This is a genomic window from Vibrio sp. 661, assembly GCF_033339315.1.
In the GTDB taxonomy this organism is placed as follows: Bacteria; Pseudomonadota; Gammaproteobacteria; order Enterobacterales; family Vibrionaceae; genus Vibrio; species Vibrio alginolyticus.
The window spans coordinates 200,922-218,720 of the sequence record NZ_JAWOUJ010000004.1 but is presented as its reverse complement, the minus strand read 5'-3'; the positions used below and the strand labels follow the sequence as shown (position 1 = coordinate 218,720).

Here is a 17,799-nt window from a genome sequence, read left to right as displayed (position 1 = left end):
TGAAACAAATGCGAAAACATAACGGTTTTACATTGATAGAAATTCTATTGGTGCTGGTTTTGCTATCTCTTACGGCTGTGGCCGTGATCTCGACGTTACCGACTAGCCAAAAAGATCTTTCCAAACAGTATGCTCAAAGCTTTTTTCAGCGTTTACAGCTGCTCAATGAAGAAGCGGTGCTGAGCGGTAAAGATTTTGGCGTTCGAGTGGATGATACCAAATCGACCTACGCTCTACTGAGTTTAACCTCAGAAGGTTGGCAGCCTCTGAAATTAAAGCAGATTCCGAGCAAAACCAAGCTAGAAGAAGATATTACGCTACAACTCGAGCTCGGAGGTGGTGCTTGGGATAATGATGAGCGCTTATTCAAACCAGGTTCTCTTTTTGATGAAGACATGTTCGCAGAAGAAGAGGACGAAAAGAAAATTCAGCCACCGCAAGTGTTTATCTTTTCCAGCGCCGAAGTCACGCCATTTACCCTGTCTTTTTTTCCGCAAAATGGTGATGCCTTTAATGACGGTTGGCGAGTCATTGGCAAAGAAAGTGGACAAATTTTGTTATTAGCTCCGGGCGAAGAAGTGAAAGAGGATGAGAATGCGCAATTTTAAGCAAGCTCGCCCAAATTTGAGTCATCGCCGGACGAGAGGCATGACCTTACTGGAAGTATTGGTCGCACTGGCAATTTTCGCTACCGCTGCCATCAGTGTCATTCGCTCTGTGAGCCAGCATATTAATACAATCAGTTATCTAGAAGAAAAAATGTTTGCAGCCATGGTTGTGGATAATCAGATGGCAAATGTGATGTTGAATACCGGAGAACTCAAAGCGAAAAACGGCACAGAAGAGCTGGCAGGACGCACTTGGTTCTGGAAAGTCACGCCAGTCGCCACGACGCAGCCATTGCTGAAAGCATTTGATGTGAGCGTCTCGGTAGAGAAAAGCGCGAGCCCTGTAGTAACGGTACGAAGCTATGTGGCGCAATAATCATCTCCGCGCAAACACGCGCCAAAGGGTAAAAGGTTTTACACTTATTGAAGTGTTGGTATCGATTGCCATCTTTGCCAGTTTAAGTGTCGCAGCGTACCAAGTGGTATCGCAAGTACAGCGTAGCAATGCGCTATCACAAGAACGAACCCAACGCTTAAACGAAATTCAGCGTGCCATGGTTATGATGGATAACGATTTTCGTCAAATGGCGATGCGTCAAACACGTACTAATGGTGAAGAGCCTGCTAGCCGGCTAATTTTTTGGTCCGATTACCTGTTGGACTCCGATACCAAAGGACTGATGTTTGCCCGTTTAGGTTGGCACAACCCTCAGCAGCAGTTCCCTCGTGGAGAAGTAACCAAGGTTGGCTATCGCTTAAAAGAAGAAACACTGCAGCGAGTATGGTGGCGCTATCCTGATACGCCGGTTGGGCAACAAGGTACTGTTACTCCATTGCTAACGCAGGTCGAGTCATTTGATATGCGTTTCTATGATGGTAAGCAATGGAAAAAAGAGTGGGCTGAAGAAAAAGCGCTGCCGAAAGCGGTTTCTGTTGTTCTCACTCTCAAAGACTATGGAGAAATTGCCCGCACTTATCTCACTCCTGATGGCACATTGAGTCAGAAAGATGAAAGTTCAGGAGACAGCAATAATGGTTAACCGTCAACGCGGTGTTGCTTTGATTATAGTGTTGATGTTGCTGGCGATTATGGCGACGGTTGCTGCCAGCATGTCGGAACGTTTGTTCTTGCAGTTTCAGCGAGGCGCTAATCAAATCAATTACCAGCAAGCGTACTGGTACAGCCTTGGCGTCGAGGCGCTAGCAAAAGTGGGTATCGAACAAAGTTATAAAGACACCGACACGATTAATATGAGTCAACCGTGGGCGATAAAAGAGCAAGTCTATCCGTTAGATTATGGTCAAGCGGCGGGACGAATTAGAGACAAGCAAGCGTGCTTTAATCTAAATGTATTGAGTCGTGTGCAACCAACGGGTCAGCAAATTACAAGACCATATTTAGTGAATGTATTGCAGCGCCTATTAGAAGAGTTGGATGTCGAGCCATATCAAGCAGAAATCATTGCAGACTCTACTTGGGAATATATTGATGCTGACGACTCTGTCCGTTCGACTACTGGGGTTGAAGACAGCACATATGAAGCGATGAAGCCTTCCTATTTAGCATCAAATGGTTGGATGGCAGATGCTTCCGAGTTACGGGCTGTCTATCAGGTGAGTGGTGAAATTTTCCAAAAATTGGAGCCGCTGGTCTGTGCATTACCAAGTGATGACTGGCGTTTAAACGTGAATACGATTGATGTTGAGCAAGCTCCGATTTTGGTGGCAATGTTCTCACCAAACTTAAGCAGTAGTGATGCGATTCAGCTAATTGAAAAACGCCCATTTGATGGGTGGGATAGCATTGATGAATTTTTAGCAGAGTCAGAAATGGCTGGCTTAAGTGAAGATGTAAAGAAAAACGCCAAAGGCTATTTGGGTGTGGATAGCGCCTTTTTTGAATTGGATGCACAAGTGTTGGTGGATGAATCACGTGTACGTATCCGAAGCCTTTTGCAAAGTACAAATAGAGAAACGGTGACTGTAGTTCGCCGTCGTTTTGGAGGGATCAGTGAGCGAGTTTCTGACCGTTCGGCTGAGTAGCGAACAACAAAGTACCATTCCTTGGGTGGTGTGGTCGATAGATCAACAGGAAGTGATTGCTAGCGGTGAAATCGCCGGGTGGGAACACTTAGATGAATTGGTCTCATATGCTGGTCAGCGCCAAGTTGTGGCGCTGTTGGCGAGTAATGATGTGGTCCTGACGCAAGTGGATATACCACCTGGTGCAACACGCCAATTCGAGGCGATGTTACCGTACTTAGTGGAAGACGAAGTTGCTCAGGACGTTGATGGCCTGCACTTTAGCGTGTTGGGTAAACAAGCGGACAAAGCGCAGATTTGCGCAGTTGAACGTGCTTGGATTCAGACTGTACTGCAACGTTTTTCAAGCCAAGGTATCGCCATTAAACGCATTTTACCCGATGTGCTTGCGTTACCGGTTCGTGGAGAGCACAGCAGTGCTGCAATGATTGGCGAGCAATGGCTAATTCGTCACTCTGCAACAGAGGGCGCGGTTGTCGACGCTTCTTGGTTAGACCTTTACCTCTCTTCTTATCTACAAAATCATGAAGGTTGGAAGCTCGATTGCTATAGCTCGGTCCCGGAATCTGCGTTACCTGAAATATGGGAGCCACAACCAGAAGAAATGACGATGGCTTTACTGGCGAAGGGGGTGACAGAAAGCAAAGTCAATTTGCTGACTGGGATCTTCAAGCCGAAATCTTCTTGGGGTAAATACTGGAAGCTCTGGCAAAAAGCCACCATTGCTGCGGGGGTGCTTATCGTTGTCATGGTTGCGCAGCAGTTGCTCGTGGTCCACAAGTACGAAGCACAAGCTCAAGCGTATCGTGAGGAGAGTGAGCGTATTTTCCGCCAGGTGTTCCCAAATAAACGACGCATTCCTACCGTTAGTTACCTCAAACGACAAATGGATGATGAAGAGCGCCGCTTATCTGGTGGAAGTGGTCAGCAGGCAATGTTGTCATGGTTGGCGGCATTACCCGCGACGCTTGGTCAGGTCAGCGACTTGGAGATCACTAGCTTTAAATACGACGGACAACGTGGCGAAGTACGTATTCAGGCTCGTAGTTCAGACTTCCAACCTTTTGAGCAGGCTCGTGTGAAATTGGCAGAGAAGTTTAATGTTGAGCAAGGTCAGTTGAACCGTAGCGATAACGTTGTGGTTGGCAGCTTTGTTTTGAAGCGTTTGTGAGGTGATGATGAAAAATTTAATTTCTCAAGCTCAGGTTTGGTGGAGCAGCATCTCGCAGCGTGAGCAGCGTTTGGTCATGGGATGTGGCGCTATTGCCGTTATCGGTATTATTTATTGGGGTTTATTACAGCCAATGAGCCAACGTGCGGAGCTAGCTCAGTCACGTATTCAAAGCGAAAAACAGTTGCTAGCTTGGGTACAAGATAAAGCGGATGGCATCACTGCACTGCGAAAAAGCAGCGGTGTGAGCTACTCTAGTCAACCGTTGAATCAGTTGGTTTCTTCTTCAGCTCGTCGTTATAAAGTTGAGTTGATTCGCGTACAACCTCGTAATGAGAGCGTTCAAGTGTGGATCAAACCACTCGCGTTTAATCAACTAGTGGATTGGTTACGTTACTTGAAAGAGCAACAGGGTATTGAAGTCGAATTTTTAGATATCGACCGAACAGAGCAAGCGGGCATGATCGATGTAAACCGCCTTCAGTTTAAGCGAGGTTAAGGTGAAGCGAGCAGTACTTTACGTTGTTATCTTTATCGTCTTTTTTTCAGTCAGTCTTTTAATGGGATTACCAGTCTCTTGGGTGTTACAACAAGCACCAACAGTGAGAGGCCTGGACATTCAAGGAGCCAACGGTTCGGTATGGCAAGGTCAAGCTGCTAGTATTCGTTGGCAGCGCCAGAACCTTGGAGAAGTTAATTGGGATTTCCAATGGTCGAGTCTACTGACAGGTAAAGCTGAGTTTGCTGTGCGCTTTGGTCGTGGTAGTGAAATGGACGTTCGTGGGCGCGGTTTTGTCGGCTATAGCTTAAGTGATGGCCCTTATGCCAAAAACTTAGTTGCCTCGATTCCGGCGGTAAAAGTTGTTGAGCAAGCGCGCCTCCCTGTGCCTGTTGGTGTTGATGGGCAGCTTGAGCTGAATATTCGTCATGCGACTTATGCTGCGCCTTGGTGTAAGAACGGTGAAGGCACTTTAGTATGGAATGCCAGTGGTATTCAAAGCCCCGTTGGCAGCTTAGATCTCGGTCCTGTGATTGCCGATATAAACTGTCAGGATAGTGTATTGACGGCAACTGGTGAGCAGAGCAGCAAACAAGTCTCTGCGGCGTTTTCCGCTGAACTGATGCCTAATCAACGGTACTCAACCAAAGCGTGGTTCAAACCTGGTGCAGAGTTCCCATCCAGCATGGGGGAGCAACTGAAATGGTTGGGTAAGCCGAATGCTCAAGGTCAATATGAGTTTAATTACCAAGGGCGCTTCTAACCTATCGTGACAAAATCCAATATCTTAAAAGAGCTGCTATTGTGCAGCTCTTTTTGCTTTTGGATCATCGTAAGCTAAAACCTCTATTCGCTGTACATTGGGAATGAATGGAAATTTAAAACCATGATTTTTAATTGATTTGTTTTCTTTCGTTCAGCTTTACAGGCAATTGGAACATAGTAGGCCAAATACTCCAAGTGCTGTACAGAAGGTCAAAAAGAAAAGGCCACGAAGATATTCGTGGCCTTTCTATTGCTAGAATTTTGTGCTCTAAATTTTACCGATAGGGCGCTTAATCTTTGCGTTGTAAAATCTCATTCCAAGGTAAATCCGCATCACCAAGAACAATAAAGTTCGGGTTTTCTAGTGTTTCCCGCTCGTTATATGACAGCGGTTCTAATTGCGTGCTGAGAATACGTCCGCCAGCTTCTTCAACAATGCATTGTGTCGCAGCGGTGTCCCACTCACCTGTTGGACCTAGTCGGAGATAGCAATCTACCGCCCCTTCCGCGACGAGGCATGCTTTCAATGCCGCAGAACCGAGCGGTATTAAGTCGTAATTCCAGGCGCTACTCATACGGTTAGTAATACGATTGATGTCTTGGCGACGACTAATAGCAATTGCGATGCTTTGCTCTGGCTGTTCGTGTTTGTGTGTATGGATTTTGACGCTGTCCGACATGTCGGGAATTTTCCAGGCGCCTTTGCCATTATAAGCGTAGTAAGTCACGCCAGATACAGGGCCGTAAACGACGCCCATGGTTGGTCGATTGTTGTCGACCAACGCAATAATAGTGGCAAAGTCACCACTGCGAGCGATGAATTCTTGAGTACCATCAAGAGGGTCGACTAACCAATAACGTTCCCACTGAGCGCGTTGCTCTAAGCTTATGTCTGCGTCTTCTTCTGACAACACGGGAATGTCAGGCGTCAGATCACTCAAGCGTTCAGTGATGAACTTGTGAGCTGCAATATCTGCACTTGTTACGGGAGTTTCGTCACTTTTGGTGTAGGCCTCGTATTGCTTCTTTTCATATATTTCGAGGATCATTTGCCCAGCACTGCGGGCAATCTCGATGACTTGAGGAAGTAGGTGAGATAGATCTTTTGTCATTGGCATAAGTGATAGTCCTTACTCACAGTGTTATTCGGTTCTAATGACCGTTATTGGTTATGCTTGTGAGTGGTGTTTGGTAAGTGTTTCAGTGCCAACATTAGCGCTGTGATGCTTCGTGCTTCACAGAAATCCATGTGAGTTAATAACTCTTCGGCTTGCGCAAGTGGCCAACGCACAATTTCCAGTGGTTCAGGCTCATCGCCTTCTTGCTTCTCTGGATAAAGCGCCTGTCCTAAAAATAGAGTCATTTTGCTCGAAAAGTAAGATGGCGCGAGGATAACTTGTTTCAACGGGGTTAACTGATTACAGCCAAAGCCGATTTCTTCTTTTAACTCACGATCCGCAGCTTGGTGTGGTGTTTCTCCTGGGTCAATCAGCCCTTTTGGGAAACCTAGCTCGTAACGTTCAGTTCCAGCGGCGTATTCACGCACCAGTAATAAATCGCCTTGTTCTGTTACAGGGACTACCATTACAGCATCTCGTCCACTTGGCTTCATACGCTCATAAGTACGATGCTCACCATTGGAAAAACGAAGGTCGAGCGCTTCCACAGCAAACAGTTTGGATTTTGCAACCGTCTGGCATGAGAGTATCTCTGGTGGGGTTCGTTTCGGCATGACGCTGGCTCCTTGGTGTCGTTGGCGTTTACGAGATGCGTAAGATTCTTAATATATGAGAACTCCGCCTGAGTTTCTAGCGGATTTTACGAGTCGAGCTAAGCATCTCAGCATCACCTCAGTATCGATACAAAAATGGGAGACCGAAGCCTCCCATTTTCTGACAGTGTTTACTCTTAGTAGTAAGAGTGATCACCACGGTCATGTTCTGTAGCATCACGAACTGCGGTTAGTTCACCAATGAACTGGTTTAGCAGCTCTTTCTCGATGCCTTCTTTTAGTGTTACGTCAACCATAGAACAGCCATTACAACCGCCACCAAATGCAACAATCGCAACACCGTCTTCAGTGATCTCAACCAAGTTTACGTGACCACCGTGGCCAGCAAGTTGTGGGTTCACTTGAGTTTGGATAACGTACTCAACGCGCTCAACCAGTGGTGCGTCGTCCGCAACTTTACGCATTTTAGCGTTAGGTGCTTTTAGCGTTAACTGAGAGCCCATTTTATCGGTAACAAAATCGATTTCAGCGTCTTCAAGGAATGGCAGGCTTAGCTCATCAACGTAAGCTGAAAAACCGCTGTAAGAGAGTTCAGTGTCGGTCGATTCTACTGCTTCTGGTGGACAGTAAGACACGCCACACTCAGCGTTTTGTGTACCTGGGTTCACAACGAAAATACGAATGTTAGTGCCTTCAGGTTGTTGACCTAAAAGGTTAGCGAAATGCGTTTGCGCAGTTTCTGTAATAGTAATATTTGACACGACGAATACCCGAGTAAATTTGTAGGTTACTGCTGCTATTCTACTCTTGTTGACGTATGGGTCTAGTCTTTTTGATGCTAAGGCATGGCGAAGCGATCTAGAGAGAACGAGGAGCAGGTGTTCTGCAGATGCAGTAAATATCGATGCTTTCTACGCCAACTTCAAGTAGTAAATGACATAATTGTCGGACGGTACTGCCTGTGGTGACTACATCATCGACGATGGCAACATGGGAAGAGTGAGGGCGCTTATTGAGAATAAACGCGCCTTTTAAGTTTTGTTCACGGCTTGTTTTGGTATTACCACGCTGTGATTGGGCGAGCCTTACTCGACGAAAGACCTTCGCATCAAAATTAGTCTGCAATTGCTTGGCGAGGTGTCGGGCTAAAACATCACTTTGATTAAAACCCCGGCGCAGGTAACGCTGCCAGTGCAATGGCACACTGGTAATGATTGGAGCTGGCGTGGTGATGCGCTGTGCCAGTTGCTCGGTTAATGCTTTTACATGCCAAGACTCTCCGTGATCTTTAAAGCGTTGTACTTCCCGTGAAAGGGGAAAGTCGTAATCGCCTAACGTGTATAGCCTTTGCCATGGCGGTGGCTTTGAAAGACATTCACCACAAATACTATCCGTACTCATTTCTTCTTTCTGTAATGATAAACCGCAGCGTTGACATCGTTTTACCGGAGTTAGGTATTTTAAACAGTGCTCGCACCAGCGCAGAGTATTTGTGTGGCTTGGTGTTTGAATAGGGAACCGACACAGGCCGCATTGACTGCTCAATACGCGATGCATGATGTTTTGCCAGTGATGAGATAACATAGCGTTTATTCATGGTGATATTTTACTCAGCCTAACGCTTGGCTGAAGCCGTAGGGAATAAAATAAGTGGGAGAGATTGAGAGCATGAGCACGAAATTACACTGGCAGTCATTTGGTCAGGGACCAGATTTGGTGTTACTGCATGGTTGGGGCATGAATGGTGCGGTATGGCAGCAGACAGTCGAGTCTCTTCAACCTTATTTCCGAGTTCATGTGGTTGACCTTCCGGGGTACGGACATAGCGCCGAATCTCATGCTGAAGATTTAGACCATATTGCTAACCTGGTGGTGCAAGGTGCGCCAGAGAAAGCGATTTGGCTTGGTTGGTCCCTCGGAGGTTTAGTGGCGACGCATGTGGCGTTAAATATGCCCGAGCGCGTGGCTAAGTTGATTACGGTTGCCAGCTCACCAAAATTTGCCGCAGAAAAACCGTGGCGCGGCATTCAACCGAATGTACTGAGTGCGTTCACCTCTCAGTTGCTAGAAGATTTCTCACTGACCATTGAGCGCTTTATGGCGTTGCAAGCGATGGGCAGCCCATCAGCGCGTAAAGATGTTAAACAGCTCAAGCAAGCGGTACTATCGCGCCCTCAGCCAAACCCTGAATCGCTGTTGGTTGGGCTAAACATCCTTGCTGATGTGGATCTGCGCGATGCGTTGACGTCTCTTTCTGTTCCAATGTTGCGTCTTTATGGCCGTTTAGATGGGTTGGTGCCAATTAAAGTAGCTAACGATTTGAGTGAACAGTTGCCTCATACCCAGCAGTTTGTTTTTAATCAGTCCTCTCATGCGCCTTTTATCACCGAACATGACGAATTTTGTGTTCAAATCCGAGAGTTTGCTCACGATTGAGCAAGTGCGAACGGAAATACCTCAAGTTGTTTAAAAAGTGGTCGATATAAAGGCTGGTGAGGTTTTATTAGCCAATAAAGCTAAGCCATATTGACGAGTTGGGCGACTCTGAGGAGGGTTCGCAATGATTGTGTCACCGACCAACGTAAGTGTGCCACTGATCGCCCCATCCGTGAATGTGCAGACGGAACAAGCAGCTCGCGACAATAAAGTCCGAGAGCCTGTAACGCCAACGGTCGCATTGGCCAAAACCAATGCAGAGCGAAAAGTAAAAGGTGATGACAAGCGCCGACGTCAGTCTTCTTGGGATCCTTCAGAGCATCCTGATTATGATATGGAAACGGAAGTCGACACGCGTTATCAAGAAGAGCCGGAAGATACACTAGAACGGCTTTTTAGTTTGCTTGCGCTCAAATCGTATAGTGAAGACCAGGGGAAAGGCTACGCGATCCGCTTTCGCTTACCAAAGCGCATTTTGGATGCTGCGATCAATGAAGGATTAATGGAAAAGCGCAGGAAGGTGATCAAGTTTCATTATGGTCATGCAGTCGCTCCCCATACCCCGTCAGAAGTGATAGCAGTATTATGACGACTCAATATCCTACTCAAACAAAAACGCTCCAAGCAGGTTGACTGATTGGAGCGTTTTCTTTTTAGTTATGAAAGCTCGTTAGCGGTGAAGCCTAGGTAAGATTACTTTTTCGCTTTAGCAAACGCTGCAGCAAATGCACCGCCCATCGCGCTGTTCGATGACGAATCATCACGGCGAGGCTGACGACGCTGCGGTTGGTCATTACGACGCGGCGCTGCTGATGAGCGTTGGCTACGGTTGTCTTGACCCGGTTCGTCGTTCATACGCATCGATAGACCAATACGTTTACGCTGCACGTCAACTTCCATCACTTTCACTTTGACGATGTCGCCCGCTTTCACCACTTCACGTGGGTCAGACACATAACGATCTGTCAGTGCAGAGATGTGTACGAGACCATCTTGGTGAACGCCAATATCAACGAAGGCACCGAAGTTGGCTACGTTCGATACCACACCTTCTAGAATCATGCCCGGTTCCAAGTCAGATACCGAGTTTACACCCTCTGCAAACGTCGCCGTTTTGAATTCTGGACGTGGGTCACGACCCGGCTTATCCAGCTCTTTGATGATGTCTGTAATGGTTGGAACGCCGAAGTTATCGTCGGTGTAATCGACCGCATGCAGACCTTTAAGGAAGCTTGAATCACCAATCAGTGCTTTGATGTCTTTGTTGTTCTTCTCAGAAATTGCTTTGACCACCGGGTACGCTTCTGGGTGAACCGCAGACGCATCAAGTGGGTTCTTACCATCCATGATTCGTAGGAAGCCCGCACACTGCTCGAACGCCTTAGGACCTAAACGAGGTACTTTCTTCAAGGTTGTACGTGCTTCAAAGCGACCGTTTTCATCGCGGAAGTCGACAATGTTCTGCGCGATGGTGCTTGATAAGCCTGCTACGCGTGTTAATAGTGCGGCAGAAGCGGTGTTCACATCAACACCAACCGCATTTACACAGTCTTCCACAATCGCATCTAGGCGTTTTGCCAACATAGATTGGCTTACATCGTGCTGGTATTGACCCACACCAATAGATTTCGGATCAATTTTCACGAGTTCAGCCAATGGATCTTGCAAACGACGTGCAATCGACACTGCACCACGCAGTGATACGTCCATATTCGGGAACTCTTTTGCTGCAAGCTCAGACGCTGAGTAAACCGAAGCCCCCGCTTCACTTACTATGATCTTCTGAACTTTCAGGTTGCCACGTTTGATGACGTCTGCGACAAAGCTGTCGGTTTCACGTGAAGCCGTACCGTTACCAATCGCAATCAAATCCACGTTGTACTTACGCACCAACTGCTCAACGATTTGTGCTGACTTGTCGTATTGTTTTTGTGGTGGGTGAGGGTAGATGGTTTCGGTTGCAAGCACTTTACCTGTTGAGTCGACAACCGCGATTTTTGAACCTGTACGCAGACCCGGATCGAGACCAAGTGTTGCACGAGGGCCAGCCGGTGCTGCCATCAACAAGTCTTTTAGGTTAGTGGCGAATACTTCAATCGCTTCGATTTCAGCGCGCTCTTTCATTGCGCCCATTAGCTCGGTTTCCATGTGCATCGATACTTTGATGCGCCATGCCCAGCTGATCACTTGCTTACGCCAGGTATCCGCCGGTGCGCTGCTTAGCGTCACGCCATAATGATCGGCGATAATCGTTTCGCAGTAAGACTGACGAGCGCCTTCTTCCTGTTCTGGATCAGCGTTCATTGCCAATGTCAGGAAGCCTTCGTTACGGCCGCGTAGCATCGCCAGTGCGCGGTGCGATGGCACTTTGCTTAGGGGCTCGTTGTGGTTGAAGTAATCTTTAAACTTCTCGCCTTCTTGCTCTTTGCCTTCAACGACTCGTGAGACCAGTTCCGCATTGCGATTTAAGTGGTTGCGAATTTTTTCCAGTAAGTTTGCGTCTTCTGCGATGCGCTCCATGATGATCGCGCGAGCGCCATCCAATGCAGCTTTGGTGTCTGCGATGCCTTTGTCTGCATCAAGGTATTTGCTTGCTTCGCTTTCTGGCTCGGTTTGTGGGTGATTCCAAAGCTGATCTGCGAGCGGCTCAAGACCAGCCTCAATCGCGATCTGACCTTTCGTACGACGCTTGGGTTTGTAAGGTAGGTATAAGTCTTCAAGACGAGTTTTGCTGTCTGCCTGCGCGATCTCTTGTTCTAGCTCTGGCGTCAGTTTGCCTTGCTCTTGGATTGATTTGAGGATGGTTTGACGGCGATCATCCATTTCACGAAGGTAAGACAGACGGCTGTCCAAAGTACGCAGCTGGGTATCATCAAGGCCCCCCGTCACCTCTTTGCGGTAACGTGCAATAAAAGGGACAGTGTTGCCATCATCAATTAGGGTGACAGCGGCGTTGACTTGCTCTGGGCGAACATTCAGTTCTTGAGCAATCATGCGACAGATAGCTTGGCTCATCCGTGTTTTCTCTTTTAATTCGGTTTTGGTTGTATAGAACATTGGGGTCATTCGAAGAATTTGCAATGTTTTAAATTAACGAGGCAAAAATTTACCGGGCGCTGGTGGACATCAGTCAGATTTATGTCAAAACTGTAATTAAATTGAGAACTTATATCCGCAGTTATCGACTAACCTAATTCCACGGTTGTTGATATCACTAAATGTACCTCGGCTTATACGGATAATCATGATGAAAAAAATGTCTTTGGCGTTAGCGCTTACGAGTGCCTTACTTGCCGCCCCGCTTAGTTGGGCGCAGTCTATCTCAGGAACCACACAAGCTCCCGTTTATCAGCTCGATAACAAATTGGTACTAGGGCGTGTGGAGAGCGTCTACTACAGTGACATTCCGGAACTAAAAGCGGTGCCATTTATTGGCAAGATTGATACTGGTGCAGATACGACATCGATGCATGCGGAGAATATCCATGTCAGTAGCTCACACCCAGATTACCAAGATTTGAAAGATAACGAGTTACTTTGGGCGATTGTCGATGACTTAGGTGGTACGAAGGCAAAGTGGGACGCCGACAGCTTTAAGCCATATCAAGTAAAGGTTAGCTTTACGGTTCCTCACCCTTATACAGGGAAGGAAATACAGATTACCGATGATCTGGAAAGAGTGAGCGCGATTCGCAGTCGAACAAGCAAAAAGCCCATCCTACGCCCGACAATAAAAATGCCGATGACAATCGCTGGTCACACCGTTGATACGGAAGTGAACCTGACCAAGCGTACGCAATTCTCTTCTCCTATCTTGATTGGTAAAACTTATCTCGATGATAACGCATGGGTCTTCGCTGGTTACGATTATCTTCAAGAACAGCCAAGCGCAAAAATGATTGGCAAAAAAGAGACGGTTGAAGTCGAAGGTGTGCCATATAAGATCAGCATTTCAACTTCTAGCCGTTATACCAACGTCCATGCACTGGACATCAAGGTAGACAAAAAGCATAACGAAGTCTCTTTTATGTTAGAGGGCGAGAATGGCAAGCGTCATCCAATGACATTACCCTTGGTACGAATGCTGAAAACGACCAAAAGCGAGCGCCCTTTAGTCTATTTACCCGTAAAAGTCGGCGAAAATGAAACTCAACGTTGGTTGGTGTATCTGCGTGATCGCAGTAAGTTCAGTTCGCAAATTCGCTTAGGTCGGGACGTCGCGAGTCAGCACTTTGTTATTGATACGGACAGAGAAAATCTACTGGGTGGCGTAGAAAAAACGTTCAAAAGCGCACTCAAATCAAAACCTCTTGTCGTTTCACCAGAAGAACAGGTCACCATTGATGGTTATACCGTCCCTGCTTACCCCACTTTTACTGTGAAAACGCCATTACTGCGTGTAAATGGGTTTGAAGTAACAGAAAAAGGTAAGGATGAGTCCGTCACGTTTTATTTAATGAACGATGAGGGAAAAGAAGAAAAAATCACCAAACCAGTGTTGAAAAAGCTCAAGGTTGGCAGCGCAGTGCGCCCTGTTGTTGAAGGAGACTTTCTTCTCGGTAGGAAAGACACATCAATGAAGTTTGCGCTCGATGTGCTTGATGAGGGTGACACTCAACCCTTTTTCGTCTTTGGTCATGACATAGCCAAGGGGGGTGTGTTGCTGAACACTCGCGCAGACCATCTACTAGATGTAAGGCCACTTTTCAAAGCTGGCCATATCGAAGTGGCGGAAGTTGAGGGGATGTCTTTCCCTGTGAAGTTAGACACGGGTGCAGATGTAAGCTCAATCAATGCTAAGAACATCAAGCAGTTTAAGAAAGACGGCAAAGACATGGTGAGCTTTACCTATGAGAACGATCTTGGCATGAAACAGGCGTTTACTAAGCCTGTTGTTGACGTCATGCGTATTAAAGCGAAGAAAGGCGAGAAAGCGAACGTACGCCCTGTGGTTGAAATGCATGTTAAGCTTGGCGAATTAGAGAAGAAGATCCGAGTCAACTTACAGGACCGAGGTCGCTTCCATTACAGCATGATTTTAGGTAAAAACTTCCTAAAACATGGCGCGGTTGTTTCGAGTGATACGAATTACATCGTGACGCAAAAACCGGATTACGAAAAGTAACACTCTGGCCGCCTTATCACCTTGATACCCAAAGCCTGAAAAACATTGGATCTTTGGGTATATCATCTCCTTAATGCTGCCAAAGAGCAGCATTTTTTAGTTGAGATAGGAGTTAATTTGAAAACTAAGCTGATTACACGAGAAGGTTACAACAAACTCAAACAAGAGCATGATTACCTTTGGAATGAAAAGCGCCCGGAAATCACCAAGATCGTCACTTGGGCTGCGAGCCTGGGCGATCGCTCAGAAAATGCGGATTACACCTTCAATAAACGTTTACTCCGTCAGATCGACCGTCGTGTCCGCTTCCTTCGTAAATTCCTGCCAGAAGTCACGATCGTTGACTATTCTCCGCAACAAGAAGGCAAAGTCTTTTTTGGTGCATGGGTGGAAATAGAAAATGAGGCAGGAGAAGTGAAAAAGTTTCGTATTGTCGGGCCTGAAGAGATTTATGGCGATGCGAAAGACTACATCTCTATCGATTCACCTATGGCGCGAGCGATGTTGAAAAAACAAGTGGATGAAGAGTTCACGGTACGCACCCCAGAAGGTGAAAAAGAGTGGTTCATCAACTCAATTGAATACACTCAACCGGCCTCGGAAGACTGAGGCTTTATCACCGATTCAAGTCTCATGAAGTTCACTAGAAGTGACTTGGGTCTCAACGTCAGAATATTTGGTATAAAGGCATGGTGCCTTTCTCGGAGAAGTAAAATGAACAAAGCAGTCATGTGTAGTGCTGCACTAACAATAGGTTTCTCACTTTCAGTTTTTGCTCAAGATGAAGTGAAAGGCTGTGACGCTAAAGAGTTAGCGGTAGAGCAGCAGCTTGAGTATGCAAAAGCGCAAGGTAATGAGCATCGCATTAAAGGCTTGGAGCAAGCACTTTCCGCTATCCAGAATGAATGCTCGGAAGGTGAGCTGCGCCAAGAGCTGCAAACAGAAGTGGAAGAAAAGACTAAAGAAGTTGAGGAGCGAGAGGAAGAATTAGTCGAAGCTCAGCATTCAGGGAAAGCAGACAAAATTGAGAAAAAACGTCACAAGCTGGCTGAGGCACAGCAAGAGCTGCTTGAGGCCAAACGTGAACTGGAATGGAATTATGGTCAATAGTAGGTGCTGAAAATACCTGCTAGAGAGAGAATAAAGCGCTTAAGATAAAAAGAGTAACAATTTGCTTGAGCACGTTAGGAAAAACAGTGATACATTTTCGACAATAGACGCTTCTGAAAGGATGTTTCAATGCAAGAAAATCATAAAATTTTAGTGGTTGATGACGATGCTCGTTTACGTGCTCTATTGGAGCGTTACCTTTCTGAGCAAGGTTTTCAGGTACGAAGTGTCGCCAATGGCGAACAGATGGATCGCCTACTAACGCGCGAAAACTTTCACTTAATGGTGCTGGACCTAATGTTGCCAGGTGAAGACGGTTTGTCAATTTGTCGTCGTCTACGCCACGCGAACAATATGTTGCCAATCTTAATGCTCACCGCGAAAGGTGATGAAGTGGACCGCATCGTAGGTCTTGAGGTAGGGGCGGATGATTATTTGCCAAAACCGTTTAACCCACGCGAATTGTTGGCTCGCATCAAGGCCGTATTACGCCGCCAAACTGTAGAGTTGCCGGGTGCACCAAGCACGGAAGAAAAAGTGGTGGAGTTCGGGGAGTTCCGACTCAATCTAGGCACTCGCGAGATGTTCCGCGGTGACGAGGCAATGCCACTCACCTCTGGAGAGTTTGCTGTTCTAAAGGCGCTCGTGATGAATGCACGTGAGCCAATGTCACGAGACAAATTGATGAACATGGCGCGTGGCCGTGAATATTCTGCAATGGAACGTTCTATTGACGTACAAATCTCACGTTTACGTCGCATGTTAGAAGACGATCCGAGCAAGCCGCGCTACATTCAAACCGTATGGGGCCTAGGTTATGTTTTCGTCCCAGACGGCAAAGAGGTGTAACCTCTTCACTCCATAGCCAGCACTTGGCTATAGCAACTTCAGCCTTCATTACCTTCCCTTTGAAGGCTGAAATTTCGCGATTAGGACCACTAGGAACGTTCCATGCGCATCCGAAGTTCACTGACACAATCTATTCTGCTGTTCATCTCTTTGCTTCTCGCGAGCCAAGTTTTCTCTTACTACGCCGTTTTTAACTACGCGTTGATGCCGAGTTTGCAGCAGTTCAATAAAATTCTCGCCCATGAGCTCAATTTGGTGCTTGATGATGAAGGACCTTTAAAGTCTGATGCACCGTTAAGGCGTCAATTATTAGAAAGATTAGGGGTGACGGTTCACAGCCTTGACAGCGATAAGGCGATTGAATTTCATCACGCAATGTCGATTGATTTGATGTCTGAAGAAATGAGCCAAGAGCTGGGTTCGCCTACAGAAGTACGCTTATTGCTTGGCGATGAAAGTTACATTTTGTGGATGCACATCGAAAAGTTGCCGAACTCCATCATTCGTATTCCGTTATCTGAGCTGCAAGAAGAAGATTTTGCACCGCTGTTTCGTAACAGTTTGATTATGGCGCTGCTGATCATTGCTGGTGGTTGGTTGTTTATTCGTTTGCAAAACCGTCCACTTTTGGCTTTAGAGAGAGCCGCGAAAGACGTCGGTCGAGGTGAGATCCCGCCCCCCTTAGCAGAGAAAGGCGCATCGGAGATTCGCTCTGTAACTCGAGCCTTTAATCAAATGTCGAAAGGTATTCAAGAGCTAGAAGAGGACCGAGCCTTATTAATGGCGGGGATTAGCCATGACTTACGAACACCTCTGACGCGTATTCGCCTAGCGACAGAAATGATGTCTCCTGAGGACAGCTATCTTGCGGAGGGGATCATTAGCGATACGGAAGAATGTAATGAGATCATCAGTCAGTTTATGGATTATCTCAAACCGGTGAACCAAGAATCGTTTGAAGCGGTTGATATCAGTACGATTGCCAGTGACGTTGCCAGTTCTGAAGGTGGCTATGAGGTTGAAATTGAAACAGATCTTAATCTTAACTTGCCACCAGCCAAAGGAAGCGCGATTGCGATTAAGCGGGCGATCAGTAATTTAGTTGTGAATGCGCTACGTTATGGTAATGGCTGGGTCAAAGTCAGCACTGGTGTGACAGCAGATAAGCAGCTAGTGTGGATTTCAGTAGAGGACAACGGACCGGGTATCGAGCATTCTCAAATCGCGAGGTTATTTGAACCCTTTACGCGTGGTGACACCGCTCGCGGTAGTGAAGGCACTGGGCTAGGGTTGGCGATTGTGAAGCGTATAATCAGCCAGCATTCAGGCTCTGTGGTGATACGTAATCGCAGTGAAGGCGGTTTAATCGCTCAAATCAGTTTTCCTACCAAGTAAGTCGATGGCCTGCACCCTTTAAAACAAAAAGCCCAACCTAAATAGGTTGGGCTTTTCTTATTCTCA

Annotated in this window: 19 protein-coding genes; 14 read left to right on the top strand and 5 right to left on the bottom strand. The window is 46.8% G+C overall.

Translation table 11 applies throughout. The annotated features are described in order from the left end of the window. Window positions 1-8: 8 nt before the first annotated feature. From R7P69_RS11210 to R7P69_RS11180, 7 genes are read left to right on the top strand one after another with little or no spacing between them, the layout of a single operon-like run. Window positions 9-608: a prepilin-type N-terminal cleavage/methylation domain-containing protein gene (locus R7P69_RS11210; protein WP_031779019.1), complete on the top strand. Its 600-nt coding sequence runs from the start codon at window positions 9-11 to the stop codon at window positions 606-608. Continuing rightward, window positions 595-984: a type II secretion system minor pseudopilin GspI gene (gspI, locus tag R7P69_RS11205; RefSeq protein ID WP_017635009.1), complete on the top strand. Its 390-nt coding sequence runs from the start codon at window positions 595-597 to the stop codon at window positions 982-984. Before R7P69_RS11210 ends, gspI begins: the two co-directional genes overlap by 14 nt. Then, complete coding sequence (gspJ, locus tag R7P69_RS11200) at window positions 971-1,648, top strand: type II secretion system minor pseudopilin GspJ (protein ID WP_025768305.1); 678 nt, start codon at window positions 971-973, stop codon at window positions 1,646-1,648. The genes gspI and gspJ overlap by 14 nt, the downstream gene beginning before the upstream one ends. Next, window positions 1,641-2,651: a type II secretion system minor pseudopilin GspK gene (gspK, locus tag R7P69_RS11195; protein WP_005379302.1), complete on the top strand. Its 1,011-nt coding sequence runs from the start codon at window positions 1,641-1,643 to the stop codon at window positions 2,649-2,651. The genes gspJ and gspK overlap by 8 nt, the downstream gene beginning before the upstream one ends. Further along, window positions 2,620-3,822, top strand: coding sequence for a type II secretion system protein GspL (gspL, locus tag R7P69_RS11190; protein ID WP_238952170.1), 1,203 nt, complete (start codon window positions 2,620-2,622; stop codon window positions 3,820-3,822). The genes gspK and gspL overlap by 32 nt, the downstream gene beginning before the upstream one ends. A gap of 7 nt (window positions 3,823-3,829) precedes the next feature. Next, complete coding sequence (locus R7P69_RS11185; RefSeq protein WP_005383002.1) at window positions 3,830-4,321, top strand: type II secretion system protein M; 492 nt, start codon at window positions 3,830-3,832, stop codon at window positions 4,319-4,321. Between the two features lies 1 nt (window position 4,322). Next, window positions 4,323-5,084, top strand: a complete 762-nt coding sequence (locus tag R7P69_RS11180; RefSeq protein ID WP_017635007.1) for a type II secretion system protein N — start codon at window positions 4,323-4,325, stop codon at window positions 5,082-5,084. 292 nt (window positions 5,085-5,376) lie between these two features. Here the strand turns inward: R7P69_RS11180 and cysQ are convergent, their stop codons facing one another. The 4 genes from cysQ to R7P69_RS11160 form a co-directional block, all read right to left on the bottom strand. Next, a complete protein-coding gene (cysQ, locus tag R7P69_RS11175; protein WP_005379308.1) occupies window positions 5,377-6,204 on the bottom strand; it encodes a 3'(2'),5'-bisphosphate nucleotidase CysQ in 828 nt (275 codons plus the stop codon). Between the two features lie 44 nt (window positions 6,205-6,248). Then, window positions 6,249-6,818, bottom strand: coding sequence for an ADP compounds hydrolase NudE (nudE, locus tag R7P69_RS11170; protein ID WP_005379309.1), 570 nt, complete (start codon window positions 6,816-6,818; stop codon window positions 6,249-6,251). Window positions 6,819-6,994: 176 nt separating this feature from the next. Beyond that, window positions 6,995-7,579 carry a Fe-S biogenesis protein NfuA gene (gene nfuA, locus R7P69_RS11165; protein ID WP_005379313.1) on the bottom strand — a complete coding sequence of 195 codons (585 nt, stop codon included), beginning with the start codon at window positions 7,577-7,579 and terminating at the stop codon, window positions 6,995-6,997. 97 nt (window positions 7,580-7,676) lie between these two features. Beyond that, the gene (locus tag R7P69_RS11160; RefSeq protein WP_033905914.1) at window positions 7,677-8,402 is read right to left on the bottom strand and encodes an amidophosphoribosyltransferase; all 726 of its coding nucleotides are present in this window, start codon (window positions 8,400-8,402) and stop codon (window positions 7,677-7,679) included. Window positions 8,403-8,486: 84 nt separating this feature from the next. On the opposite strand from R7P69_RS11160, the gene bioH reads away from it, so the two are divergent. Together bioH and R7P69_RS11150 are read left to right on the top strand one after the other, a co-directional pair. Further along, window positions 8,487-9,254, top strand: coding sequence for a pimeloyl-ACP methyl ester esterase BioH (bioH, locus tag R7P69_RS11155; protein ID WP_005384724.1), 768 nt, complete (start codon window positions 8,487-8,489; stop codon window positions 9,252-9,254). Window positions 9,255-9,378: 124 nt separating this feature from the next. Then, complete coding sequence (locus tag R7P69_RS11150) at window positions 9,379-9,843, top strand: hypothetical protein (protein WP_005379316.1); 465 nt, start codon at window positions 9,379-9,381, stop codon at window positions 9,841-9,843. 104 nt (window positions 9,844-9,947) lie between these two features. On the opposite strand, the gene R7P69_RS11145 is transcribed toward R7P69_RS11150, so the two are convergent. Further along, window positions 9,948-12,269: a Tex family protein gene (locus R7P69_RS11145; RefSeq protein ID WP_005379317.1), complete on the bottom strand. Its 2,322-nt coding sequence runs from the start codon at window positions 12,267-12,269 to the stop codon at window positions 9,948-9,950. Window positions 12,270-12,498: 229 nt separating this feature from the next. On the opposite strand from R7P69_RS11145, the gene R7P69_RS11140 reads away from it, so the two are divergent. From R7P69_RS11140 to envZ, 5 genes are all read left to right on the top strand, one after another. Continuing rightward, window positions 12,499-14,379 (top strand): ATP-dependent zinc protease, encoded by a 1,881-nt coding sequence (locus tag R7P69_RS11140; RefSeq protein ID WP_155489901.1) that lies wholly within the window; start codon window positions 12,499-12,501, stop codon window positions 14,377-14,379. Window positions 14,380-14,496: 117 nt separating this feature from the next. Next, the gene (greB, locus tag R7P69_RS11135; protein WP_005379321.1) at window positions 14,497-14,988 is read left to right on the top strand and encodes a transcription elongation factor GreB; all 492 of its coding nucleotides are present in this window, start codon (window positions 14,497-14,499) and stop codon (window positions 14,986-14,988) included. Between the two features lie 105 nt (window positions 14,989-15,093). Further along, entirely contained in the window at window positions 15,094-15,489 is a 396-nt protein-coding gene (locus R7P69_RS11130; RefSeq protein WP_005379332.1) for a DUF1090 domain-containing protein, read from the top strand. 129 nt (window positions 15,490-15,618) lie between these two features. Beyond that, complete coding sequence (gene ompR, locus R7P69_RS11125; protein WP_005379333.1) at window positions 15,619-16,338, top strand: two-component system response regulator OmpR; 720 nt, start codon at window positions 15,619-15,621, stop codon at window positions 16,336-16,338. 102 nt (window positions 16,339-16,440) lie between these two features. Next, the gene (gene envZ / locus R7P69_RS11120; RefSeq protein WP_025768312.1) at window positions 16,441-17,733 is read left to right on the top strand and encodes a two-component system sensor histidine kinase EnvZ; all 1,293 of its coding nucleotides are present in this window, start codon (window positions 16,441-16,443) and stop codon (window positions 17,731-17,733) included. The last annotated feature ends 66 nt before the right edge of the window (window positions 17,734-17,799 follow it).